This is a genomic window from Flavobacterium odoriferum (assembly GCF_025499515.1).
Classification (GTDB): domain Bacteria; phylum Bacteroidota; class Bacteroidia; order Flavobacteriales; family Flavobacteriaceae; genus Flavobacterium; species Flavobacterium odoriferum.
Genome location: NZ_JAMKFA010000001.1, coordinates 47,206 through 72,989, shown reverse-complemented (window position 1 = coordinate 72,989; position 25,784 = coordinate 47,206). Strand labels below are relative to the sequence as shown.

The window sequence follows — 25,784 nt, the reverse complement described above, 5'->3', positions numbered from 1 at the left end:
TAAAAAAAATGTTCCAAACGAAATTTCTTTCATTTGGAACATTTTATATTTTGAAAATTAGTTATTCCATTTTTCTTCCAAAACGTTCAAACATTTTGTTGAAATTATTGAACTTTACTTTTTCTTTATTGTAAAACTCTAAATCATTACCATTTTTTGCAACTTCTAAGAAACTTCTGTATTGCTCAATGTCCATCATAATATCCATTGCACTAAAGTTTTGGTCACTTGCTTTCCATGAGCTGTAATACGTTAACAATTCTTGTTGTTTTTTAACCAATTTAGAAAGCATGTTTCGCGCTTTCTCTTTTTGACCTACTTCGTAATATCCAGCAGCAAAAGGCTCTAATAGCGAATAATATTCAAAATATTCTAAAGGCATTTTTGCCATAGCTAAATCAATTACTTTTTCAGCTTTTTCATTTTTGCCTTCATTGATTAATGTTTGCATCAATCGTGCTAAATTAGTTCGATACGAAATACTGTTTTTACGTGTTTCAGGATCGTGATAGATGTTTGGGCTTTCACTATTTCCCCAATCCCATTTCATTACAATATCATACATTTTATCTGAATCAATATAACCCATTTCCATAGGATTTGGATCTTCAACAGGGGTTTTAACAGGAACTAATTTAAAGCACATTCCGTCTAATTGTAAGTAATCTTTCATCCAAATGTAATCGTCTTCACCAAAACTTCCGCCTGTAAAATAGATTGGTCGTTTCCAGTTGTTTTGATTCACAATGTCTAACATCATTAAACGATTTTTGTACAATGCTTTGTCTTTGATTGTAAATTCAATTTGTGGTACTATCGAATCGTAGAATTTTTGGCTAACCACTTTGTTTTTAATAATGGTATTTTTGTCAATAGGAAGTATCACTTTTTTTGAAGGGAAATAATTCACTTTATTACCACTATCTAATGTTATTTTGGCTCTTTCATCGTCTAAAGCGATAAATTTAAGCATTTCATCAAGTAATAAAGGATCTTCTGTGCGCTCAACATATAAACTGTAATCTCTGTTACTTCCTTTGTATTGTTCTCTATTGAACGAACTTGGAATAGGAGCAGAATCGTGTGTTTTCATCTTCATTTGGTCAATATACCAATCGGTCATGAATAAACTTGTGTTTACAATTCTAATATCAGTTCTGTAACCTTCAATTTCTTGCATATACCACAATGGGAATGTGTCGTTATCACCAATGGTGAATAATATTGCATTTTGTTCGCACGAATCTAAATACGCTTTTGCCATAGCAAGTGCTGTATATTTATCTGAACGATCATGGTCGTCCCAGTTTTCTTTTGCCATTAAAACAGGCGAAGCTAACAAGCAAACCACTAATACAACCGGAATGGCAACTTTAGGTGCTAAATATTGTTTAATCCAATCGAATATTGCGTAAATTCCGAAAGCAATCCACATGGCAAATACATAAAAAGAACCTACTAAGGCATAATCACGTTCTCTTGGTTCAAATGGTCTTTCGTTTAAGTATATTTTTAGCGCTAATCCCGTAAATAAGAAAAGGACTAACAAAACATAGAAACTTTTAATATCGCGTTTTGCATGAAAAATCAATCCGATTAAAGCTAAAATGAAAGGTATTCCGAAGTAAATATTTCGTGCTTTATTATTTGCAATATCTGAAGGAAGATTTTTTTGAGAACCAATAAAAAACTCGTCAATAACATCAATTCCTGTAATCCAATTTCCTTTTAAATCTTCATATTTTCCTTGTTCATCGTTTTGTCTTCCCACAAAATTCCAAAGTAAATAGCGCATGTACATATAACCAAATTGATATTGAAACATGAATTTCATGTTTGTAGCAAAACTAGGTTTATCAACAATTAAATACTCACCATACGTTTTTAAGAATTTATCATAACCTTTTAAATCAACTTCGCCAGTTGCATAGGCTTTTCTAAAATCGGTCACAATTTGAACCAATTCATCTTCATGCGAATATTCTGGATTAATTCTAAATTCTAAAGGTTCGCCAAATGTCATATAGTTTACATTGTGCTCATTGCTCCACATTCTTGGAAGTAATGCTTTGTGTGCATCATCTGTATTTTGAGTAGCGTTTTTAAAGTTATTTGTAATGATGTATTTTCCGGTTTTATAATCGCGCTCATAGTTTGGTTTACCATCTAAATAAGGTGTTTCTGGATCTAAACCAGCATAAGTGTCAGAAAATTGTGGGCCATAAAATAATTTTTGCTCACCATATTGTTCTCTGTTGTAATATGCTAAAACTTCAGCGGCATCTGATGGTTTATTTTCGTTAATTGGTGTGTTTGCATTGGCACGAATAGGTAACATTAACCAAGTTGAAAATCCAATTAAGATAAAAAGTGTTGCTAAAATTAAAGTATTGTAAAAAACGTGACCTTTCTTTTTGGTGTAATTTAATCCAAAGTAAAAAGCGGCAATAATTAATAAAAAAGCAAATATGGTCCCAGAATTAAATGGCATACCTAAACTGTTAACCATGAATATTTCAGTTTTTCCAAAGAAAGCCAAAGTGTATGGAAGTAATAATTTGAAGATAAAAAGTAAAATTGCAATAATAACAACATTTGCTATCAGGAAACTTTTTACCGTAACGGTTTTATATTTTTTAAAGAAATAAAGAAATCCAATTGCAGGAAAAGCCAAAAGAGCCATAAAGTGAACTCCAAAAGATAATCCAATTACCAATGAAATGATCAATAACCATTTGTTCCCACGAGGTGTTTCAAATTCTTGTTCCCAGCGTAATCCTAACCAAAATAACAAAGCAATTAAAAAAGTAGCCATTGCATATACTTCAGCTTCTACAGCATTATACCAAAAACTATCTGAAAATGTAAATGTTAATGAAGCAATAAAAGCGCTCCCTAAAATCATTATATTTTGATTTTTTGAAATTTCTTTTGCTGTGCTAACCACTTTTTTAAGAATCATGGTTAATGACCAAAACAGAAAAAGCACTGTAAAAGCACTCGAAAAAACCGAAAGATAGTTTACCATCAATGCAATTTTATCTGGACTAAATGCAAACATTGCAAAAAATGCCCCTAACATTTGAAATAATGGCGCTCCAGGTGGATGTCCAACTTCTAAATTGGCTGATGTTGCTATATATTCACCACAGTCCCAAAAGCTTAATGTTGGCTCAACAGTTAATGAATAAGTAATTAATGCAATTGCAAAAGCGGTCCAGCCTAAAATGGTGTTCCATTTTTTAAAATTGAATGAAGTCATAAAAAAATTGGTTTCTGAATTTCAACTACAAAGAAACTATTTTTTTGTTTACATAAAATGTTAAATTAATTTTTTAATATTTTTTTTAGAAAAATTTGCAGAATAAAAAATATGCATTACATTTGCACTCGCAATCGAAAAGGTTGTTAGGTATTGGCCCATGGTGTAATGGTAACACTCCGGTTTTTGGTACCGTCATTCAAGGTTCGAGTCCTTGTGGGCCAACAAAACTCCGCTTAGAAATAAGTGGAGTTTTTTTATTTCACTATGTGATTGATTTGTAGATTTATACAAATAAAAAAAGACCTCTATAATTGAGGTCTTTTTTTATAATATATAAAAATGGGAGTTATATTTTAAATGTAATAACTGGTCTTTTTGCATGATTTACTAAGTCTTCGCTAATACTTCCATTAAAGAAGTGTGATAGGCCTTTTCTTCCATGAGTACTCATTCCAATTAAATCTGCATCAATACTTTTTGCAAAATGTAAGATTCCTTTTTCAACATTTACATCATTATAAATGTGTGAAGTTATGTTAGTTGTTTCAGTTCCAGCAAGAAAATCATTCATGGTTTGTTGAGCCACTTTAGTTGATTTAAAATTGTTAGGAGTGTTGATGTTTACTAAATGTAAATGTGCTCCAAATCCTTGTGCAAAAGAAAATGCTTTTTCGAAAGGTTTTTTAGCTTCATCAGAAAAGTCAGAAGCAAAAACAAATTTACTTGCACTGAATTTTTCTTCTTCTCTTTTAATTACTAAAACTGGAGCCTCAGAGTTTCTAACTACTTTTTCAGTGTTAGAGCCAATAAACATCTCTTGGAATCCACTTGCGCCATGTGAACCCATGACAATTAAATCAATATCGTGTGATTTAGCATATTTTACAATACCATCAAAAGCCATTTCAAATTGAATAATTTTTGAAATTTTAACCCCATTAAGAAAGTCAGATTCCATTAAAGAGTCTAATTTATTGATAGCGGCATTTTTAAAAAGCATCAATTCAGGTATTTCGTGAGCTGTAGAAATTGCGTCATTTCCAGAAGTTGGCAATTCTAACATGTGAACTAAAAAAATTTCACCGTCATTTTTTTTAGCAATTTGCGCAGCTACCTTTAAAGCATATTCGGCATGTTTAGAAAAGTCGGTTGGTACTAAAATTCGTTTCATAAGTTTGTTTTAGGTTATTTTTAATGCGTAAATAAATTACACTATAAAATTACAAAAAATATCCAAACTAACAATGTTTTTTTTAATTGAAAATAATTTGTATATTTGCAGTGTTATTAAAGGACAGGATTATGAGGCACGCTGAGCGTGCCTCTTTTTATAAAAAATATGGCGTTTAAGAATAAGGTTCAGGAATTGTTAGATGGCGCTTTAATAGAGCGTTCACATCTTTTTTTAATTGATTTGTCTATCAATGATGCTAATAAAATAAGCATTGTTTTAGATGGTGATAATGGTGTAAGCTTGCAAGATTGTATCGATGTAAGTAGAGCAGTTGAAGCAGATTTAGATAGAGAAGAACAAGATTTTTCTTTAGAAGTAGCTTCGGCAGGATTATCAAGTCCGTTGAAATTTGTAAGACAATACAAAAAAAATTTAGGTAGAAATTTAAAAGTAAAAACAATTTCATCAGAAGAAATCGAAGCAAAATTAACTGCGGTAGATGATGAAAAAATTACTTTAGAATGGCAAGCTAGAGAGCCAAAAAAAATAGGTAAGGGTAAAGAAACAGTGGATAAAAAACTAGAATTACCTTACGAAAGTATTAAAGAAGCAATTGTTATAGTATCATTTTAAAATAAAGAGTTGACATGGAAAATATTGCATTAATTGAATCGTTTTCGGAATTTAAAGACGACAAACTCATTGATAGAGTTACCCTAATGGCAATTTTAGAAGATGTGTTTAGAAATGCATTAAAAAAGAAATATGGTTCAGATGATAACTTCGATATTATCATAAATCCTGATAAAGGAGATATGGAAATTTGGAGAAATCGTGTTGTAGTAGAAGATGGTGAGGTAGAAGATGAAAATTCTGAAATTTCTTTATCTGAAGCAAGAAAAATTGAGCCAGATTTTGAAGTTGGTGAAGATGTTTCTGAAGAAGTAAAATTATTCCAATTAGGAAGAAGAGCTATTTTGGCATTACGTCAAAACTTAATTTCTAAAATCCATGAACACGATAATACAAATCTTTACAAGCAATTTAAAGATTTAATTGGTGATATTTATACAGCAGAAGTGCATCATGTTCGTCCAAAAGCTGTAATTTTGATGGATGATGAAGGAAACGAAATAGTTTTGCCAAAAGAAAAACAAATTCCAAATGATTATTTCAAAAAAGGAGATAATGTAAGAGGAGTTATTGAAAACGTGGAATTGAAAGGCAATAAGCCTCAAATTATAATGTCAAGAACTGCTCCAGATTTTCTTGAAAAATTATTTGAACAAGAAATTCCAGAAGTATTCGATGGCTTAATTACCATCAAAAAAGTAGTTCGTATTCCAGGTGAAAAAGCAAAAGTGGCAGTAGATTCTTATGATGATAGAATTGATCCAGTTGGAGCATGTGTAGGAATGAAAGGTTCTCGTATTCATGGAATTGTTCGCGAATTAGGTAACGAAAACATTGACGTTATCAATTTTACAACAAATCCTCAGTTATACATTACAAGAGCATTAAGCCCTGCAAAAGTATCTTCAGTTAAAATAGACGAAGAAGCTAAAACTGCCGAAGTGTTCTTAAAAATTGAAGAAGTTTCAAAAGCAATCGGAAGAGGTGGAAATAACATTAAATTAGCAAGTTTATTAACAGGTTACGAAATAGATGTAATTCGTGAAGGTGCTACAGAAGAAGAAGATGATGTTGAATTAAGAGAATTTTCAGATGAAATCGATGGATGGATTATCGAGGAGTTTGAAAAAATTGGTTTAGACACAGCAAGAAGTGTTCTTAAGCAAGATGTTGCTGATTTAGTTAGAAGAACTGATCTTGAAGAAGAAACGATTATGGATGTTATGAACATACTAAAAACGGAATTAGAAGGATAACCTAATAATTTAAACAACACACAACAAAGAAGAATTTTAAAAAGATTATATGTCTGAAGAAAGAGTAATAAGAATAAACAAGATTTTAAGGGAGTTAAATATTTCTCTTGATAGAGCTGTGGATTTTCTTAAAGAAAAGGGTCATGAAATTGAGTCAAGTCCAAACGCTAAAATATCACAAGAGGAATATAAAGTCTTATGCGGTCAATTTTCTGCTGACAAAGGGAATAAGGTTGCCTCTCTTGAAGTAAGTGAAGAAAAAAGAAAAGAGAAAGAGGCGCTTAAACGTGAACTTGAAAAAGAACAAGAAGCTAAACGTTTGCAGGAAGAAGAACGTCAAAGACAAGAAGTTATTAAAGCTAAAGCTGTTGTAACTGCCCCAAAAGCAGTTGGAAAAATAGAATTAGACCCTAAAAAACAAAATGTTATTTCTGAAGCTCCTGTTTCTGAACAAAAAGAAGTTGCACCTCAAACACCAGAGGTAAAAACTACTCCTGAAGTAAAAATTTCAGAAGAAGTAAAAGAACATAAAGAGGAAAAACAAGCGCCTAAGAAAGTTGAAATTGTTAAACCAGTCATCGAACCAGTTTCAGAAACAACAGAAGAAGGCGAAGTTAAAATTGAAACACAATATCAAAAACTTTCTGGAGCTACTTTTACAGGTCAAAAAATTGATTTATCTCAATTTGATAAACCAAAAAAGAAAAAAGAAGATCCTAAAAAAGATATCAAAAAACCAGGAACTCCTCAAGCACAAAATGCTGGTGGATCAAATGCAGCAAACAATAAAAACAAACGTAAAAGAATCATCAAACCTGGGACTCCGGGTGCTCCTGGAACTAACAACCAAGGTGGTGGCCCTAAAAAAGAGTTTGTAAAAGGTGGCGCAGCTGGTGGCGGATTTAATAAAGGTAAAAAACCAATTATTCAAAAGGTAGAGCCTTCTGAAGAGGATGTTAAAAACCAAATTAAAGAAACATTAGAAAGACTTCAAGGTAAGGGGAATAAATCAAAATCTTCGAAATATCGTAGAGATAAGAGAGATTCTCACCGTCAACGTGTTGATGATGAATTGCAAGCGCAAGAAGAAGGAAGCAAAACATTAAAAGTAACCGAATTTGTTACTGTTGGTGAAATTGCATCTTTAATGGATGTGCCAATTACAAAAGTAATCGGAACATGTATGTCGCTTGGAATCATGGTTACTATGAACCAGCGTTTAGATGCGGAAACATTATCTATTGTAGCAGATGAATTTGGTTTTGAAGTAGAATTTATTACTACTGATATTGAAGAAGCTGCTGAAGTTATTCAAGATAATCCAGAAGATTTAGTTCACAGAGCACCAATTGTTACTGTAATGGGGCACGTTGACCACGGTAAAACTTCGTTACTAGATTACATTCGTAAAGCAAACGTTATTGCGGGTGAATCAGGAGGAATTACACAACATATTGGAGCTTATGGGGTAATTTTAGAGGGTGGAGAAAAAATCACATTCTTAGATACACCGGGTCACGAGGCTTTTACCGCGATGCGTGCACGTGGAGCTCAAGTAACCGATATTGCTATTATTGTAGTAGCTGCCGATGATGATATCATGCCTCAAACAAAAGAAGCAATCAGTCATGCTCAAGCAGCAGGTGTTCCAATGATTTTTGCTATTAATAAAGTGGATAAGCCAAATGCAAATCCTGAAAAAATTAAAGAGCAATTAGCAGGAATGAATCTTTTAGTTGAAGATTGGGGTGGAAAATATCAATCACACGATATTTCAGCTAAATTTGGTCAAGGAGTGCCAGAATTATTAGAAAAAGTATTATTAGAAGCAGAAGTTTTAGAACTTACTGCTAATCCAAATAAACCTGCACTTGGAACAGTTGTGGAAGCACAATTAGATAAAGGTAGAGGTTATGTGTCAACAATTTTAGTACAAGCAGGAACACTTCGTATTGGAGATTATGTTTTAGCTGGAAAAAATCATGGTAAAATTAGAGCCATGTTTGACGAAAGAGGAAATCAAGTCAAAGTTGCGGGTCCATCAACTCCAGTATCAGTATTAGGTTTAGATGGTGCGCCAACAGCAGGTGATAAATTTAATGTTTACGAAGATGAAAGAGAAGCAAAACAAATTGCAGCAAAACGTACGCAATTACAACGCGAGCAATCTGTTCGTACACAAAAACACATTACACTTGCCGAAATTGGTCGTCGTATCGCATTAGGACAATTTAAAGAATTGAACATTATCCTTAAAGGAGATGTGGATGGTTCTGTTGAAGCATTGGCAGATTCATTCTCTAAATTATCTACAGAAGAAATTCAAATTAACATTATACATAAAGGTGTTGGAGCAATTACCGAATCTGACGTATTGTTAGCTTCAGCTTCTGATGCAATTATTATCGGATTTAACGTTCGTCCGCAAGGAAATGCAAAACAATTAGCAGACAAAGAAGAAATTGACATCCGTAACTATTCAATTATTTACGATGCAATTGATGACTTAAGAGATGCTATGGAAGGAATGTTGTCTCCAGAAATGAAAGAAGAAATCACCGGAACGGCAGAAATTAGAGAAATTTTCAAAGTAACTAAAGTAGGTTCTATAGCAGGATGTATGGTTACTGATGGTAAAATATTTAGAAACTCTAAAATCCGTTTAATCAGAGAAGGTGTTGTAATCTATACTGGTGAATTAGCTACTTTAAAACGTTTCAAAGATGATGTTAAAGAAGTTTCTAAAGGATACGATTGTGGTATGCAGATTAAAAACTACAATGATATTAAAGAGTACGATTTAATCGAAGCTTTCCAAGAAGTTGAAGTAAAGAAAAAATTGAAGTAATTAATAGTTTCAATCATAAAAAAAGCCTTGCAATTGCAAGGCTTTTTTTATGTCTAAAATTTATTGTTTTGAAGGTTTGATAAGTAAAGCAGTCGGATATTTTTTTTTAATTTCTAACATCGCTTTTTCTACTTCTAGTCGAGTTTCAAAGTTTCCAACCCAAACTTTAAAGTTCGGATTTGTATACACTATAGTGCCATCAATTTCTTTAAATTCCCTTCTAAATTCTTGCAATTTCTTTTTCGAATCGTCACTATTCCCATAAAATATTTGAATTTTATACGATTCATTTGTAGAAATATTTTGATTAATTTTTCTTTTTTCTTTTAATAATTGCTCTATTTTCAAATCTTGAGAAAGTGTTGTTCTTCCTTCTTGTGAATAGCTATTAATGCCATATAGAGTACATACTAATAAGAAAAACAATGACTTATGTTTGGTTAAATTTCTCATTTTGAATTTATTTTAATACAAAAATACAATTTATGTTTATATGCGATAGAAATAAAATTATTTAGAATAAGTATAAATTATGTTTTAAGATAAAATTAAGGTTTTAATAATAGTTCTAATATTGTATTTTTGTCGGAGTTTTGAAAAAATAACGTGTTGTTTTTGGTAAGTAATACTAAAATCATACCAAAAATTAGTCGATAATCATTTTAAATATGAAAAAGGTGGGTAACCATAAATCGTTTTCAAAGATTTTCTTCAGTTTAGCATTCGTGCTACTAACTTCTTTATCAGCATTTTCTCAAGATGTTGCAAAAGGTAAAGAGCTTTTTAATACCAATTGTGCTGCTTGTCACAAATTAGATGCAAAGTCTACGGGTCCTGCACTTCGTGGAGTTGAAGCTAAGTACGACAAAGAATGGCTGTACAAGTGGGTTAAAAACAGTGGAGATTTAATCAAGTCAGGAGATGCGCAAGCTGTCAAAGTTTTTGAAGAGAACAACAAAGTTCCAATGACTGCATTTCCACAATTGTCAAATGAAGATATTGACAATATTTTAGCTTATACTTCTGAGCCAGCTCCTGCTGCTCCAACTCCTGCTCCAGGAACTCAAGTTGTTGGTGAACCAAGTGATTCTGGTGTTTCTAACAATGTGATTTTAGGAGTGCTTACATTAGTAATGGCAATGTTAATTGTTATGTTATTCTTAGTGTATAACATGTTAACTAAAATTGCTGATGCTAAAGGATTAGAGGTAGTGCAAAAAAATCGTTCATTAATGAATGTTTTCAGAGCGTTTGCTAAAAATCAATTCTTAGTATTAGTTTCTGCAATCTTGTTATTGTTGGTTTCTGCTTATTTTGCATACGGATGGATGATGCAAATTGGTGTAGACCAAGGATATGAGCCAGTGCAACCAATTCACTATTCACACAGAATTCATGCTGGTGAAAATGGAATTGACTGTAAATACTGTCACTCTGCTGCAAGAGTTGGAAAACATTCTAATATTCCTTCGTTGAATGTGTGTATGAACTGTCACAAAAACATTAGTGAAGTAGCTGAAACTACTGCAACTGAAGAGCATTCTAAAGTATTTTACGATGGTGAAATTGCTAAATTATATGATGCTGTTGGATGGGACAAATCTTTACAAAAATATACAGGAAAAACTAAACCGGTAAAATGGGTTAGAATCCATAATTTACCAGATCACGTTTATTTCAATCACTCTCAACACGTAACTGTTGCAGGAGTTGAGTGTCAGACTTGTCACGGTCCAGTTGAAGAAATGGAAATCATGAAACAACATGCTCCATTAACAATGGGATGGTGTATTAACTGCCACAGAGAAACAAATGTGAAAGTAGAAGATAATGCTTACTACAAAAAAATCCATGAAGAACTTTCTAAAAAATACGGAGTATCTCAGTTAACTGCGGCTCAAATGGGAGGTTTAGAATGTGGTAAATGTCACTATTAATAAAATAATTTAAGAAGCTAATATACTATACAATGGCATCAAACAAAAAATACTGGAAAAGTGTTGAAGAACTAAACGAAAATAGTTCTATTGTTGAGACGCTAAGAAACAACGAGTTTGTGGAACCAATTCCGGTTGACCAGTTTTTAGGAGATAAAGAATCTTTGTCTGCTTCGTCAACTACTCGTCGTGACTTTTTAAAATATGTTGGATTTAGCACGGCTGCAGCTTCATTAGCAGCTTGTGAAGGTCCTGTTGTAAAGTCAATTCCTTACGTAGTTCAACCAGAAGAAATTATTCCTGGTGTTGCTGATTATTATGCAACAACGATGGCTGATGGTTTTGATTTTGCTAATATTTTAATCAAAACTCGTGAGGGTCGTCCTATTAAAGTAGAGAACAATAATTTAGAAGGAGCAAAAACTGGAGCAAATGCAAGAGTTCACGCTTCTGTTCTTTCATTATATGATAGTTTACGTTTAAAACAACCTAAAATTGCTGGTAAAGATGCAACTTGGGCTGACGTAAACACTAAAGTTAAAGCTAGTTTAGAAGATGCTAAAGCAAAAGGTGGAAATGTAGTGGTATTAACAAACACTATGGCAAGTCCTTCAACTGATGCTTTAATTGCTTCTTTAGTTGCAAAATATCCAACAACGAAACATGTTGTTTACGATGCAGTTTCTGAATCAAACGCTTTAGATGCTTTTCAAGCAGTTTACGGTGTAAGAGCTTTAGCTAATTATGATTTTTCAAAAGCTGATGTTATCGTTTCTGTTGGTGCAGATTTCTTAGGAGATTGGCAAGGAGGAGGTTTTGATGCAGGATATGCTCAAGGTCGTATTCCTAAAAATGGAATGATGTCTAAACATATTCAAATTGAATCTAACATGTCTTTGGCTGGTGCTAATGCAGATGTTAGAATTCCAATGACAGTTGCGCAACAAAAACAAGCATTAGCTGATTTATATTATGCTGTTGTAAGTGGTGCTCAACCTAAAAATGCTCAAATTGCTAAGGCAGCTAAACAACTTAAAGATGCTAAAAACAAAGGAGTTGTTGTAACTGGTTTAGATGATGTAAATGCACAATTAGTAGTTTTAGCTATTAACAATGCATTACAATCTGCAGCTTTTAATCCTTCTGACGCTATTCTTACAAGAAAAGGAGATGCAAAAGCGGTTGCTCAATTAGTAGCAGATATGAAGGCTGGAAAAGTTCATACATTAATTATGAATGGAGTTAATCCAGCTTATACTTTAGCAAATTCTAAAGATTTCGTTGCGGCTTTAAAATCGGTTAAACTTTCAGTTGCTTTCTCAATGAAAGAAGATGAAACTTCAACTTTGACTACAATTGCTGCTGCGGCTCCACATTATTTAGAGTCTTGGGGAGATGTTGCAATTACTAGAAGTAATTACAGCATTATGCAACCAACGATTCGTCCTTTATTCAATACAAAACAGTTCCAAGAAGCTTTATTAACTTGGACAGACAATACGGTTGCTTATTATGATTTCTTAAAATCTTTCTCTGCTACTTCTTTAGCTGGAAAATCTTGGAATCAAGCAGTTCATGATGGTTTTGTTGCTTCTGTGGCAAGTCCATTAACTGCAGTTTCTGCTGATTATGCTTCGGCAGCTTCGGCTTTAGCACAAGCAAAATCTTCTAATTTCGATTTAGTATTATATTCTAAAGTTGGAATGGGAGATGGACAACAAGCAAACAACCCTTGGTTACAAGAATTCCCAGATCCTATTACAAGAGTATCTTGGGATAACTACGTAACTATGTCTAAAGCAGATGCTGAAGCGGCAGGTGTTAAAAACTGGAATGTAGCTAACGGAGGTTTAAACGGAAGTTATGTTACAATTAAAGTAGGAAATACTACTTTAGAAAATGTTCCAGCAATTATTCAACCAGGTCAAGCTAAAGGAACTTTAGGTTTAGCTTTTGGATATGGTAAAAAATTAGGTTTAAAAGAAGAGATGCAAGTAGGTGTTAATGCTTATGCTTTATACGCTAACTTAAACTCAAATCAATCTGCTACTATTACTGTTGTTGAAGGTGAGCATGAATTTGCTTGTGTTCAGTTACAAAAAACATTAATGGGTAGAGGTGATATTATCAAAGAAACTACATTAGAAGTTTTCAATACTAAAGATGCTAAAGTTTGGAATCCAGTTCCAATGGTATCTTTAGATCACAAACCAACAGCTGCAACTGAGGTTGACTTATGGGATTCTTTTGACAGAAGTGTTGGTCACCACTTTAATTTATCTATCGATTTAAATGCTTGTACAGGATGTGGAGCTTGTGTTATTGCATGTCACGCAGAAAACAATGTACCAGTTGTTGGAAAATCTGAGGTAAGAAGAAGTAGAGATATGCACTGGTTGCGTATTGATAGATATTATTCTTCTAAAGAAACATTTGCTGGTGATATTGTTGAAAAAGAAGGTGCTTCTGGTTTAATGGATTCAATTGATACTTTCGCAGGTATGGAAGATCCATCTGAAAATCCTCAAGTTGCTTTCCAGCCGGTAATGTGTCAGCATTGTAACCACGCTCCTTGTGAGACAGTATGTCCAGTAGCTGCAACATCTCATGGTAGAGAAGGTCAAAACCACATGGCATACAACAGATGTGTTGGTACTCGTTACTGTGCTAACAACTGTCCATATAAAGTAAGACGTTTCAACTGGTTCTTATATAACAAAAACAGCGAGTTTGATTATCATATGAATGATGATTTAGGTCGTATGGTTATCAACCCAGATGTAAATGTACGTTCTCGTGGAGTTATGGAAAAATGTTCAATGTGTATCCAAATGACTCAAGCAGTTAAATTAAAAGCAAAACGTGAAGGTAGAGCAGTAGGTAAGGATGAATTCCAAACAGCTTGTTCTGCAGCTTGTTCAAGTGGCGCTATGAAATTTGGAGATATTAATGATTCAGCTTCAGATGTTGCTAAATTAGTAGAATCTGACAGAATGTACCATTTATTAGAGCACATCGGAACAAAACCTAACGTGATGTACCACGTGAAAGTTAGAAACGATAAATAAGTATTAATTAAAGAAACAATATAAAGGATTATGTCGTCTCATTACGAAGCACCCATTAGAAAACCTTTAGTAGTAGGAAGTAAATCTTACCACGATGTAACGGTAGATGTGGCTAGACCTGTAGAAGGTAGAGCAAACAAACTATGGTGGACAGTATTTTCAATCGCATTAGCCGCTTTCCTATGGGGATTAGGTTGTATGATTTATACAGTTACCACTGGTATTGGAACATGGGGATTAAATAAAACAGTAGGTTGGGCTTGGGATATCACCAATTTCGTTTGGTGGGTAGGTATCGGTCACGCCGGAACTCTTATCTCTGCAGTATTATTATTATTCCGTCAAAAATGGAGAATGGCCATTAACCGTTCTGCAGAAGCAATGACGATTTTCTCTGTAATGCAAGCAGGTTTATTTCCTATTATTCACATGGGTCGTCCATGGTTAGGTTACTGGGTATTACCAATTCCAAATCAATTCGGATCATTATGGGTGAATTTTAACTCGCCATTATTATGGGACGTATTCGCAATTTCTACGTATTTATCAGTATCATTAGTTTTCTGGTGGACTGGTTTATTACCTGACTTTGCTATGCTACGTGATAGAGCTGTAACTCCTTTTACAAAAAGAGTATATTCTATCCTTTCTTTTGGATGGTCTGGAAGAGCTAAAGACTGGCAACGTTTTGAAGAGGTTTCTCTTGTATTAGCTGGTTTAGCAACACCTCTTGTACTTTCTGTACACACTATTGTATCCTTTGACTTTGCTACTTCTGTAATTCCAGGATGGCATACAACAATCTTACCTCCATACTTCGTTGCTGGAGCGATTTTCTCAGGATTCGCAATGGTAAATACGCTTCTTATTATCATGAGAAAAGTATCTAACTTAGAAGATTATATCACAGTACAACATATCGAATTAATGAACATCGTAATCATGATTACAGGTTCTATTGTAGGTTGTGCTTATATTACGGAGTTATTCGTAGCTTGGTATTCTGGAGTAGAGTATGAACAATATGCATTCTTAAACAGAGCAACAGGACCTTACTGGTGGGCTTATTTCTTAATGATGACTTGTAATGTGGTTTCTCCACAAGTTATGTGGTCTAAGAAAATTAGAACTAATATTATGGCGTCTTTCATTATCTCTATCGTGGTAAACGTAGGTATGTGGTTTGAGCGTTTCGTAATTATCGTAACTTCATTACATAGAGATTATTTACCATCTTCATGGACAATGTTCCAACCAACATTTGTTGACGCTGGTATTTATATTGGTACAATTGGATTCTTTTTTGTATTATTCTTATTGTATTCTAGAAGTTTCCCTGTGATAGCACAAGCGGAAGTAAAAACAATCTTGAAGGGTTCTGGAGATAACTACAAGAGAGAAAGAGAACAACACGGACATAATCATTCAGATAATCATTAATATCATGAGTAATAAAGTAATACACGCTATATATAATGATGATGATGTTTTAATGGATGCTGTTAAACAAACAAGAGCAGCTCATCATCATATTGAAGAAATTTATACACCTTTTCCAGTTCATGGTTTGGACAAAGCTATGGGATTGGCTCCTACAAGAATTGCAATTTGTGCTTTTTTGTATGGTTTAGTTGGACTTTCTGTTGCTACATGGATGATGAATTTTATCATGATTCAAGATTGGCCACAAGATATTGGTGGTAAACCAAGTTTTAATTATATTGACAACATGCCAGCATTCGTGCCAATTATGTTCGAATTAACAGTATTTTTTGCAGCGCATTTAATGGTAATCACTTTTTATATGAGAAGTAAATTATGGCCATTCAAACAAGCAGAAAATCCTGATGTTAGAACTACTGATGATCATTTCTTGATGGAAGTTGGTATTCATGGTAATGAAGAAGAATTAATTTCTTTCTTTACTAGCACTGGAGCAGTTGAAGTAAAAGTAGTAGATAAGCATTAATAGATAGTTATGAAAAGTTTATATAAAATAGTAGCAGTAGTAGGTTTGTCTTTCATGGCAACTTCATGTTTCGATAAAGCAAAACCTAACTATCAGTTCTTCCCAAATATGTATGAAGCAGTTTCTTATGAAACTTATTCAGAACATAATGTATTTAAAGGTGGAGTAGAAGCTCAAGTTCCTGCAAAAGGATCTATTAAAAGAGGTTTTGTTCCTTACGAAATTCCTAATACACCAGAAGGTTATGCTTTAGCAAAAGCCTCATTAAAATCTCCTTTAGATTCATTAAGTTTAAATCCTGATAAAGCAAAAGAGTTGTACACTGTTTATTGTGCAATTTGCCACGGAGATAAAGGTGATGGAAAAGGAAATTTAGTAGTTAAAGAAAAATTTCTTGGCGTACCAAGTTATAAAGATAGAGAAATTACAGACGGAAGTATTTTTCACGTAGTAACTTATGGATTAAATTCTATGGGTTCTCACGCAAACCAATTGTCTCAAGAAGAAAGATGGCAAGTTGCGGATTACGTTTTAAAATTAAAAGCTGGATTATAATAATAAAACCTTTTGAAAATAATAGATATGTACACGTTTTCAAGTAAATTAAAAACATTTTCATTCGTCCTAATGATTTTAGGTGCAATTGGTATTGGAGTTGGTTTTTGGCAAGCTCCTAAAACTATTGAAGATGTTGAAAAAATATTAGCAGATAGTCACCATGGTCATGAAGCTGCTCATGTAGAAAAAGTTGCTCATGATACAGAAGCACATGCAGAGCCTGCTCATAGCGAAGTTGCTGTTGTAGATTCTACAAAAGCTATCGTTACAGATTCAGTTCATGCTACACATGAAGCTGTTGATTCTACTGCTGTTGCAGTTGCTCCAGTTGCTGATAATCACGATGCTCACAAAAAAGAAACAGTTGCTCACGAAGCAGATCACGATAAAGAACATGCTGAACACGTTTTACACCAATTACAAAATAAGCCTTGGGCTGCTTTGTATGTTGCATGTATTTTCTTTATGTTAATATCAGTTGGGGTTTTAGCTTTTTATGCGATTCAATATGCTGCTCAAGCAGGTTGGTCTCCAATTTTGTTTAGAGTTATGGAAGGTATAACTGCGTATTTATTACCAGGTTCTATTATTTTCTTTATCTTATTAGTTGCTGCTGGAATGCACTGGAATCATTTATTTGTATGGATGGATCCAAATATTGTTGATCCAACACATGCTAAATTTGACAAACTTATTTTCCTTAAAAAAGGATGGTTAAGTGTTGGAAGATTTTTAGCTACTGCTGCAATTATTTTAGTGGTATGGAATTGGGTACGTTTCAAATTCAGACAAAACTCAATTGCACAGGATACAGCTACTGACAACGCACCATACAAGAAAAACTTCAAATTAGCAGCTTTCTTTTTAGTGTTTTTCATCGTTTCTGAGTCTATTATGTCTTGGGACTGGATTATGTCTGTTGATCCACACTGGTACAGTACTTTATTTGGATGGTATGTATTTGCAAGTTTCTTCGTAAGTGGAATTACTGTTATTGCAATGATTACTTTATACTTAAAATCTAAAGGATATTTAGAGCATGTTAATACAAGTCACATTCACGATTTAGCTAAATTTATGTTTGGTATGAGTATTTTCTGGGCATATTTATGGTATTCTCAATTTATGTTGATTTGGTATTCAAATATCCCAGAAGAGGTTACTTACTTTGTAACGCGTATCGAATACTATAAATTGCCTTTCTTTGGTATGTTAGCTTTTAACTTAATTTTTCCATTTTTAATCTTAATCAATACAGATTTCAAACGTTTAACTTGGATTGTAGTTATGGCAGGTATCGTAATTTTATTTGGACATTATATTGATTTCTTCAATATGATTATGCCTGCAACAGTTGGTGACCAATGGTTTATTGGTATTCCAGAAATTGGATCTTTATTCTTCTTCTTAGGATTATTTATATTTGTTGTATTCAGTGCTCTAACAAAAGCACCAATTGAACCTAAAGGAAATCCTTTCATTGAAGAAAGTAAACATTTTCATTATTAATAGTTAAAAAGAAATATAAAATGACAAGTTTCTTGGTATTTACAGTTTTAGTTTTAATCGGAATTGCAGTTTGGCAATTGACTAAAATCTTTGATTTAACACAAGTTGGTGGTGTTTCTGAAAACTCAGAAATTGCTAACGATAAAGATAATAGTGTTAATGGTTATTTAATGTTTGCATTTGTGGGTTTCATTTATGTTTTCACAATCTATTCATTATATGCATGGAGCGATTTAGTTTTAGGAACACCAGCTTCTGAACATGGAAAAGACGTTGATAATTTGATGGCTATTTCTATGGCTTTAATTTTCTTTGTTCAAACAATTACACAATTTTTATTACATTACTTTGCTTTCAAATACAGAGGTAAAGAAGGTAAAAAAGCATTATATTTTGCTGATAACAATAAATTAGAAGCTATCTGGACTATTATTCCTGTTATTGTTTTAGCAGGTTTGATTATGTACGGTTTATTTACTTGGAACAACATTATGTTTGTTGATGAAGAGGATAAACAAGATGCTATTGTAATTGAATTATATGCAAAACAATTTGGTTGGGAAGCTCGTTACGCAGGTGATGATAAAACATTAGGAAAAGCCAACGTAAGATTAATTGAAGGTGTTAATACTTTAGGAGTTGATTTAGCTGACCCAGCTGCTCAAGATGACAAAGTTGTTACAGAATTACACTTACCAGTTGGTAAAAAAGTAATTTTTAAAATGCGTTCTCAAGATGTTTTACACTCAGCTTATATGCCTCATTTTAGAGCGCAAATGAACTGCGTTCCAGGTATGATTACTCAATTTTCATTTACTCCTACGGTTACAACTGCAGATATGAGAAATGATGAAGCAATTATTGCTAAAGTGGATAAAATCAATAAAATCAGAATTAAAAACAGTAAGAAAATTGTTGCTGATGGAGGAACTGCTTTAGATCCTTATACATTTGATTATTTGTTATTGTGTAATAAAATTTGTGGAGCATCTCACTATAACATGCAAATGAAAATTGTTGTAGATACGCCAGCAGATTTTAAAGCATGGTTAAAAGATAAACCAACTTTAGCTCAACAATGGAAAGATGCAAATGCACCTAAGCCTGTTGAAACAGCAGAAGCAGTTGCGGTTGACTCTACAAAAGTAATCGCTCAAGTTATTAAATAAGTTATTTTATATTAAATATAATAGAATTAGTATGTCACACGATCACGGTCATCATAAAGAAACTTTCATAACTAAATATATTTTTAGTTTGGATCACAAAATGATAGCGAAGCAATACCTTATTTCAGGTTTATTGATGGGTATTGTTGGAGTTGTTTTATCTTTATTCTTCCGTATGCAAATTGCATGGCCAGAAGAATCTTTCGAAATTTTCAAAGTATTCTTAGGTGATAATTTCGCACCAGATGGAGTAATGCGTAACGATATTTACCTAGCATTGGTAACTATTCACGGAACAATCATGGTATTCTTTGTACTTACCGCTGGTTTGAGTGGTACATTTAGTAACTTATTAATTCCATTGCAAATTGGAGCTCGTGATATGGCTTCAGGATTTATGAATATGTTGTCTTTCTGGATGTTCTTTATCTCTTGTGTTATCATGATTTGTTCTTTATTTGTTGAATCAGGGCCTGCATCTGCAGGTTGGACAATTTATCCTCCTTTAAGTGCATTGCCACAAGCAATTCCAGGTTCAGGTTTAGGAATGACTTTATGGTTATCTTCTATGGCTATTTTCATCGCTTCTTCTTTAATGGGGTCATTGAACTATGTTGTAACGGTAATCAACTTGAGAACAAAAGGGATGACAATGACAAGAATGCCATTAACTGTATGGGCTTTCTTTGTAACAGCAATTATTGGTATCGTTTCTTTTCCAGTATTATTCTCTGCGGCTTTATTATTAATTTTCGATAGAAGTTTTGGAACATCATTCTTCTTATCAGATATTTTCATTCAAGGTGAAGTTTTACATTACCAAGGAGGTTCTCCAGTATTATTTGAGCACTTATTCTGGTTCTTAGGCCACCCTGAAGTTTACATCGTATTATTACCAGCTTTAGGTATTACTTCTGAAATTATTGCTACAAACTCAAGAAAACCAATTTTTGGTTATCGTGCAATGATTGCTTCTATCTTAGCAATTGCATTCTTATCAACTATTGTTTGGGGTCACCACATGTTCGTATCAGGTATGAATCCTTTCTTAGGTTCTGTATTTACCTTTACAACATTATTAATTGCAATTCCTTCTGCTGTAAAAGCCTTTAACTACATTACAACACTTTGGAAGGGTAACTTACAATTAAATCCTGCAATGTTATTCTCAATTGGATTAGTATCTACTTTCATCACTGGAGGTTTAACAGGTATTATTCTTGGAGATTCAACTTTAGATATTAACGTTCACGATACGTATTTCGTAGTAGCTCACTTCCACTTAGTAATGGGTATCTCTGCACTTTACGGATTCTTTGCTGGTGTTTACCACTGGTTCCCTAAAATGTTTGGTAGAATGATGAACAAAAACTTAGGTTACGTTCACTTCTGGGTAACTGCTGTTTGTGCTTACGGAGTTTTCTTCCCAATGCACTTTATCGGAATGGCTGGTTTACCAAGACGTTACTACACAAACTCAGCTTTCCCATTATTTGACGAGTTAGCTGATGTGAATGTTTTAATTACGATTTTTGCTATCGTTGGAGCTGCATTCCAAATTGTTTTCTTCTGGAACTTCTTCTATAGTATTTTCTATGGTAAGAAAGCAACTCAAAACCCATGGAGATCTAATACTTTAGAATGGACTACACCAGTGGAACATATTCACGGAAACTGGCCTGGAGAAATTCCTGAAGTACACAGATGGCCTTATGATTACAGTAAACCAGGTCACGACGAAGACTTCGTTACGCAAATCACACCAATGAAAGAAGGAGAAGAAGTTTTACATCACTAAGATTTTTTCCACAATCATACAAACCTCTCCAATCGGAGAGGTTTTTGTTTTATAACTTTACTTATCTTTGCTTTTATGAACGATAATTTGAATCCAAATAAAGAATCTTATTCTCCACAAGATATTGATATCGAAAAGGCTTTACGCCCGCTCAGTTTTGATGATTTTGCTGGGCAAGACCAAGTATTAGAAAACTTAATTGTTTTTGTACAAGCAGCTAATTTGCGAAAAGAAGCTTTAGATCATACTTTGTTTCACGGACCTCCTGGTTTGGGGAAAACAACGTTGGCAAACATCTTGGCAAACGAGTTAGGAGTTGGAATTAAAATTACTTCTGGACCTGTTTTGGATAAACCCGGCGATTTAGCGGGATTATTGACAAATTTGGAAGAAAGGGATGTTTTATTTATTGATGAAATTCACCGTTTAAGTCCAATTGTTGAAGAATATTTATATTCTGCAATGGAAGATTTCAAGATTGATATCATGATTGAATCGGGTCCAAATGCAAGAACAGTTCAAATCAATTTGAATCCGTTCACTTTAGTTGGGGCTACAACTCGTTCAGGATTATTAACTGCACCAATGCGTGCTCGTTTCGGAATTCAAAGTAGATTACAATATTATAACACTGAATTATTAACCACAATTGTTCAACGTAGTTCTTCTATTTTAAAAATGCCAATTACGATTGAAGCTGCAATAGAAATCGCTGGCAGAAGTAGAGGAACACCTCGTATTGCTAATGCTTTATTGCGTCGTGTTAGAGATTTTGCTCAAATCAAAGGTAACGGTAAAATCGATATCGAAATCGCAAAATTCGCATTAAAAGCATTAAATGTAGATGCTCACGGATTAGACGAAATGGATAATAAAATTCTATCCACAATTATCGAAAAATTCAAAGGCGGACCTGTTGGTTTATCAACTTTGGCAACCGCAGTTTCCGAAAGCGGTGAAACAATTGAAGAAGTATACGAACCTTTCTTAATTCAAGAAGGCTTTATCATGCGAACTCCTCGCGGAAGAGAAGTGACCGAAAAAGCCTACAAACATTTAGGGAAAATTAAAAATAATATTCAAGGAGGACTTTTTTAAGAGCTGGAAGATGGAAGCTTGAAGTTGGAAGTTTTATTTCGTTTTAAAAGATATTTTTATGAGTTTTAAGTTTGAAAAATTAATTATTTGGCAAAATGCAATGAGTTTTGGTGAAGACATTTTCAAAATTTCTCAAAACTTTCCTAAAAGCGAAATATATAATTTGACTTCCCAAATCAATCGTGCGGTTGATTCGATAGCGTTAAATATTTCTGAAGGTTCAATTGAGCAAAGTAATCCTGAGTTTAGAAGGTTTTTAGGATATGCAATTCGCTCTTTAGCAGAAGTTGTGACTTGTTTGCACAAAGCAAAAAGGAGAGCATATATTAGTGAAGTAGATTTTGATAAATTTTATCAGGATTCATATAATTTGATGAATATGATGATTGCTTTTAGAAATAAATTATCGTAATATGTCTTCCAACTTCCGGCTTCCATCTTCCAACTATTCAAAGATTATAAAATCCGAATCCAAAAGACTCGGCTTTTTGTCTTGTGGTATCTCCAAAGCTGGTTTTCTTGAAGAAGAAGCGCCTCGTTTAGAAAATTGGTTAAACAATCAAATGAACGGCCAAATGAGTTACATGGAAAACCATTTTGACAAACGTTTGAATCCAACTTTATTGGTAGATGATGCTAAAAGTGTCATTTCTTTGTTGTTGAATTATTATCCTTCCGAAATTCAAAACCAGGATTCTTATAAAATCTCCAAATACGCTTACGGACAAGATTATCATCATGTCATAAAAGAGAAGTTAAAGGAATTATTACATTTCATTCAAACCGAAATTGGCGAAGTTTCAGGAAGAGCTTTTGTGGATTCGGCACCGGTTTTAGATAAAGCTTGGGCGGCAAAAAGCGGCTTGGGTTGGGTTGGAAAAAATAGCAATCTCATCACGCAAAAAGTGGGTTCGTTCTATTTTATTGCCGAATTAATTATCGATTTAGAATTAGATTATGATACGCCAACAACCGACCATTGTGGAAGTTGTACGGCTTGTTTAGATGCTTGTCCTACAGAAGCTATTGTGGCGCCTTATGTTGTGGATGGAAGCAAATGTATTTCGTATTTTACTATCGAATTGAAAGATAATTTGCCACAAGAAATGAAGGGTAAATTTGACGATTGGATGTTTGGTTGTGATGTGTGCCAAGATGTTTGCCCGTGGAATCGATTTTCAAAACCACACAATGAACCTCTTTTTCAAACGAATTCGGATATTTTAAATTTCTCAAAATCGGATTGGGAAGAGATCACAGTGGATACGTTTCAAAAAGTGTTTAAAAATTCTGCTGTGAAACGAACCAAATATGAAGGCTTACTTCGTAATATCAATTTTTTGAAGAAATAAAACTGTATAAAGCTTTTCAGACAAAAAATGTTTCTCATCAAAAAACTTTAATGTAGTTTTGAGGGTTATTAAAAAGATAAAATAAATTTAAAATAGAAAATATATGGCATCTGGATTTTTCGCAATATTAGACGATATCGCAGCATTGATGGACGATGTTGCAATGACAAGTAAATTAGCAACCAAAAAAACAGCAGGAATTTTAGGAGACGATTTGGCAGTGAATGCCGAAAAAGCAACTGGTTTTTTAGCTTCAAGAGAAATTCCGGTGTTGTGGGCGATTACAAAAGGTTCTTTTATCAATAAATTGATTATTCTGCCAGTAGTTTTTGTTTTGAATTGGTTGTATCCGCCAGCCATTAAAGCCGCTTTAATTATTGGAGGAGTTTACTTAGCCTACGAAGGTGTGGAGAAAATTATCGAATATCTTTTTCATCGTGCTAAAAAAGGTGAAGAAGTTATCAAAGAAAGTAAGCTTGAGGAAGATAACGAAAATTCTGAAAAAGCAAAAGTAAGTTCAGCGATTAAAACCGATTTTATTCTTTCGCTTGAAATTGTCATCATCGCTTTAGGAACGGCAATGGAAAAAGAACATCCGCTAATTACCCAAATTTTGAGTGTAACTTTTGTCGCAATTATTGCCACTATTGGAGTTTATGGAATTGTAGCTTTAATTGTAAGAATGGACGATGCAGGATTTTATTTAATGAAAAAAGGCAACGATAGAGGATTTTTGTCTTCTTTAGGTGGTGTTTTAATTAAAGCATTGCCGCTCGTTATTAAATTTCTTGCCGTGGTTGGAACTATAGCACTTATCCTAGTTTCAGGAGGAATTTTTATCCATAATATTGACTATATTCATCATTTAGTGCCACAAAATATTCCTTCAATTGTAGCAGAATTTGGTGTGGGAATCGCATTCGGATTGGTAGCTGTTTTGTTGATGACGGGATTTAAGAAGGTGAAGGGCTTGGTAAAAAAATAGATAAAAAAACCGCCACAACTGTGGCGGTTTAAAATTTTACAAAGTTGCTTTATGAGCGGTGACAGCATCAATAAACAAATTTACTTCATCTAATTGCTTGTTGACTCTTTCTAAGTCTAATTCTTTTTCTAAAAGCGCTACGGCACCATAGCTTTCTTTTCTGTTCTCTAATAAGAATTTTTTATACTCCAAGCGTACTTTTCGTTTTTCTTCTGAATCTTTAGTAGGTCCGTTTGGTAAAACAGTAAGTATTGAATCCACTGCCGCAATTTCTGCAATTACACCTTGTAAAACGGCATCAATTTCTACCGATGTTGTACTGTAATTAGTTACTAAACGTTCTTCGGAAAGTTTTTTGAACGCTAAATCTGCTTTTTCTTTGTTTGCCATAGTTAACAACACATCGCAATCTGCAATAGTTGTAAGATTTGTTACTGAATACATAATAAAATATTTTTATAGTTAATAATTACATGTAACCAATATAAGTGCCATAAAATGCTTTTAATCAATATTTTAAAGCAACTTTAACTAAGTTAGTTAAACTTAAATTAAAAATGTAATAAGTGTATTTTTCCTACGTTTTCTTTGTTTTTATTTTTTAATTAGAATCTTTTTTTTAGGACTGTACTTAATGAGCGATTTGTTAATTTTCTGATTGTAATTTTTTTTGCAATAACTTCTCCTCAAATGCTAAAACTTCTTTTTTGATTTCAAGTTGTAGTAAAATAACAGCATTGTTTTGGGCTACCTTATTTTGTGTTTTTGTTTCTATGGTTTTTAAAACAATTATTTCGTTTTTTTTAATTTTGGGTGTTTCATTTAGCAAATAGCTAATCACTTTTTTTGCAGAATTAGTTGCGTTTTGTTTTTTTATGAGGGCGCTTATTTTATTATCAACAATGAGTTGTTGGTGTTTGTTTCTTTGCAATTGGTTTTTTAAAAACTGTATGTTTAAATTTGAATTCATATCTTTTGAGATAGTGTCTAAGGTTTTATTTTGTATAACAGATAACATTGTAGATAATTTTTCCAAAGCATCAACAGGTAAGCTTCGTTTACCAACTTCATACATTGCTATTTGACTTCTGCTTACTTGTAGAATTAGTGCCAAGTTTTCTTGGCTCATTCCTAATAGTGCACTTATATTTTGTTTCTTTTTCAT

General features: G+C 33.3%; 20 protein-coding genes and 1 tRNA gene. 16 read left to right on the top strand and 5 right to left on the bottom strand.

Going from position 1 to position 25,784, the window contains the following annotated elements; all coding sequences use genetic code 11:
* Positions 1-61: 61 nt before the first annotated feature.
* On the bottom strand, positions 62-3,262 hold the full coding sequence (locus tag M9Q43_RS00280; protein ID WP_262316996.1) for a glycosyltransferase family 117 protein: 3,201 nt from the start codon (positions 3,260-3,262) through the stop codon (positions 62-64).
* 154 nt (positions 3,263-3,416) lie between these two features.
* Between M9Q43_RS00280 and M9Q43_RS00275 the strand changes: the two genes are divergently transcribed.
* Positions 3,417-3,487, top strand: a tRNA-Gln gene (locus M9Q43_RS00275).
* Positions 3,488-3,611: 124 nt separating this feature from the next.
* Here the strand turns inward: M9Q43_RS00275 and M9Q43_RS00270 are convergent.
* Positions 3,612-4,436, bottom strand: a complete 825-nt coding sequence (locus M9Q43_RS00270; RefSeq protein ID WP_262316995.1) for a universal stress protein — start codon at positions 4,434-4,436, stop codon at positions 3,612-3,614.
* 168 nt (positions 4,437-4,604) lie between these two features.
* Here M9Q43_RS00270 and rimP point away from each other — a divergent pair, with 168 nt between their 5' ends.
* The 3 genes from rimP to infB are packed head-to-tail and all read left to right on the top strand — an operon-like array spanning position 4,605 to position 9,176.
* Positions 4,605-5,072, top strand: a complete 468-nt coding sequence (gene rimP, locus M9Q43_RS00265; protein WP_262316994.1) for a ribosome assembly cofactor RimP — start codon at positions 4,605-4,607, stop codon at positions 5,070-5,072.
* Positions 5,073-5,086: 14 nt separating this feature from the next.
* A complete protein-coding gene (nusA, locus tag M9Q43_RS00260) occupies positions 5,087-6,328 on the top strand; it encodes a transcription termination factor NusA (protein ID WP_262316993.1) in 1,242 nt (413 codons plus the stop codon).
* Between the two features lie 49 nt (positions 6,329-6,377).
* Positions 6,378-9,176, top strand: a complete 2,799-nt coding sequence (infB, locus tag M9Q43_RS00255; protein ID WP_262316992.1) for a translation initiation factor IF-2 — start codon at positions 6,378-6,380, stop codon at positions 9,174-9,176.
* Positions 9,177-9,236: 60 nt separating this feature from the next.
* Here infB and M9Q43_RS00250 read toward each other — a convergent pair whose 3' ends face one another.
* Positions 9,237-9,629 (bottom strand): SPOR domain-containing protein, encoded by a 393-nt coding sequence (locus M9Q43_RS00250; protein ID WP_262316991.1) that lies wholly within the window; start codon positions 9,627-9,629, stop codon positions 9,237-9,239.
* A gap of 215 nt (positions 9,630-9,844) precedes the next feature.
* Here M9Q43_RS00250 and M9Q43_RS00245 point away from each other — a divergent pair, with 215 nt between their 5' ends.
* From M9Q43_RS00245 to M9Q43_RS00190, 12 genes are all read left to right on the top strand, one after another.
* Positions 9,845-11,113, top strand: coding sequence for a c-type cytochrome (locus M9Q43_RS00245; RefSeq protein ID WP_262316990.1), 1,269 nt, complete (start codon positions 9,845-9,847; stop codon positions 11,111-11,113).
* Positions 11,114-11,145: 32 nt separating this feature from the next.
* Positions 11,146-14,181, top strand: a complete 3,036-nt coding sequence (locus M9Q43_RS00240) for a TAT-variant-translocated molybdopterin oxidoreductase (protein ID WP_262316989.1) — start codon at positions 11,146-11,148, stop codon at positions 14,179-14,181.
* A gap of 30 nt (positions 14,182-14,211) precedes the next feature.
* A complete protein-coding gene (gene nrfD / locus M9Q43_RS00235; RefSeq protein WP_262316988.1) occupies positions 14,212-15,621 on the top strand; it encodes an NrfD/PsrC family molybdoenzyme membrane anchor subunit in 1,410 nt (469 codons plus the stop codon).
* Between the two features lie 4 nt (positions 15,622-15,625).
* Positions 15,626-16,150: a DUF3341 domain-containing protein gene (locus M9Q43_RS00230; RefSeq protein WP_262316987.1), complete on the top strand. Its 525-nt coding sequence runs from the start codon at positions 15,626-15,628 to the stop codon at positions 16,148-16,150.
* Between the two features lie 9 nt (positions 16,151-16,159).
* Complete coding sequence (locus M9Q43_RS00225) at positions 16,160-16,705, top strand: c-type cytochrome (protein ID WP_262316986.1); 546 nt, start codon at positions 16,160-16,162, stop codon at positions 16,703-16,705.
* A 27-nt stretch (positions 16,706-16,732) separates the two neighbouring features.
* Complete coding sequence (locus M9Q43_RS00220; RefSeq protein WP_262316985.1) at positions 16,733-18,217, top strand: quinol:cytochrome C oxidoreductase; 1,485 nt, start codon at positions 16,733-16,735, stop codon at positions 18,215-18,217.
* Between the two features lie 20 nt (positions 18,218-18,237).
* Complete coding sequence (locus M9Q43_RS00215) at positions 18,238-19,386, top strand: cytochrome c oxidase subunit II (RefSeq protein ID WP_262316984.1); 1,149 nt, start codon at positions 18,238-18,240, stop codon at positions 19,384-19,386.
* Between the two features lie 31 nt (positions 19,387-19,417).
* Complete coding sequence (locus tag M9Q43_RS00210; protein WP_262316983.1) at positions 19,418-21,184, top strand: cytochrome c oxidase subunit I; 1,767 nt, start codon at positions 19,418-19,420, stop codon at positions 21,182-21,184.
* A 75-nt stretch (positions 21,185-21,259) separates the two neighbouring features.
* A complete protein-coding gene (gene ruvB / locus M9Q43_RS00205) occupies positions 21,260-22,282 on the top strand; it encodes a Holliday junction branch migration DNA helicase RuvB (protein WP_262316982.1) in 1,023 nt (340 codons plus the stop codon).
* A 58-nt stretch (positions 22,283-22,340) separates the two neighbouring features.
* Positions 22,341-22,694 (top strand): four helix bundle protein, encoded by a 354-nt coding sequence (locus M9Q43_RS00200; RefSeq protein WP_153207430.1) that lies wholly within the window; start codon positions 22,341-22,343, stop codon positions 22,692-22,694.
* 1 nt (position 22,695) lies between these two features.
* Positions 22,696-23,634, top strand: coding sequence for a tRNA epoxyqueuosine(34) reductase QueG (gene queG / locus M9Q43_RS00195; RefSeq protein ID WP_262316981.1), 939 nt, complete (start codon positions 22,696-22,698; stop codon positions 23,632-23,634).
* Positions 23,635-23,737: 103 nt separating this feature from the next.
* The gene (locus M9Q43_RS00190; RefSeq protein ID WP_262316980.1) at positions 23,738-24,619 is read left to right on the top strand and encodes a DUF808 domain-containing protein; all 882 of its coding nucleotides are present in this window, start codon (positions 23,738-23,740) and stop codon (positions 24,617-24,619) included.
* 36 nt (positions 24,620-24,655) lie between these two features.
* Here the strand turns inward: M9Q43_RS00190 and M9Q43_RS00185 are convergent, their stop codons facing one another.
* Together M9Q43_RS00185 and M9Q43_RS00180 are read right to left on the bottom strand one after the other, a co-directional pair.
* A complete protein-coding gene (locus M9Q43_RS00185; protein ID WP_262316979.1) occupies positions 24,656-25,063 on the bottom strand; it encodes a hypothetical protein in 408 nt (135 codons plus the stop codon).
* A 202-nt stretch (positions 25,064-25,265) separates the two neighbouring features.
* Entirely contained in the window at positions 25,266-25,784 is a 519-nt protein-coding gene (locus M9Q43_RS00180; RefSeq protein ID WP_262316978.1) for a helix-turn-helix domain-containing protein, read from the bottom strand.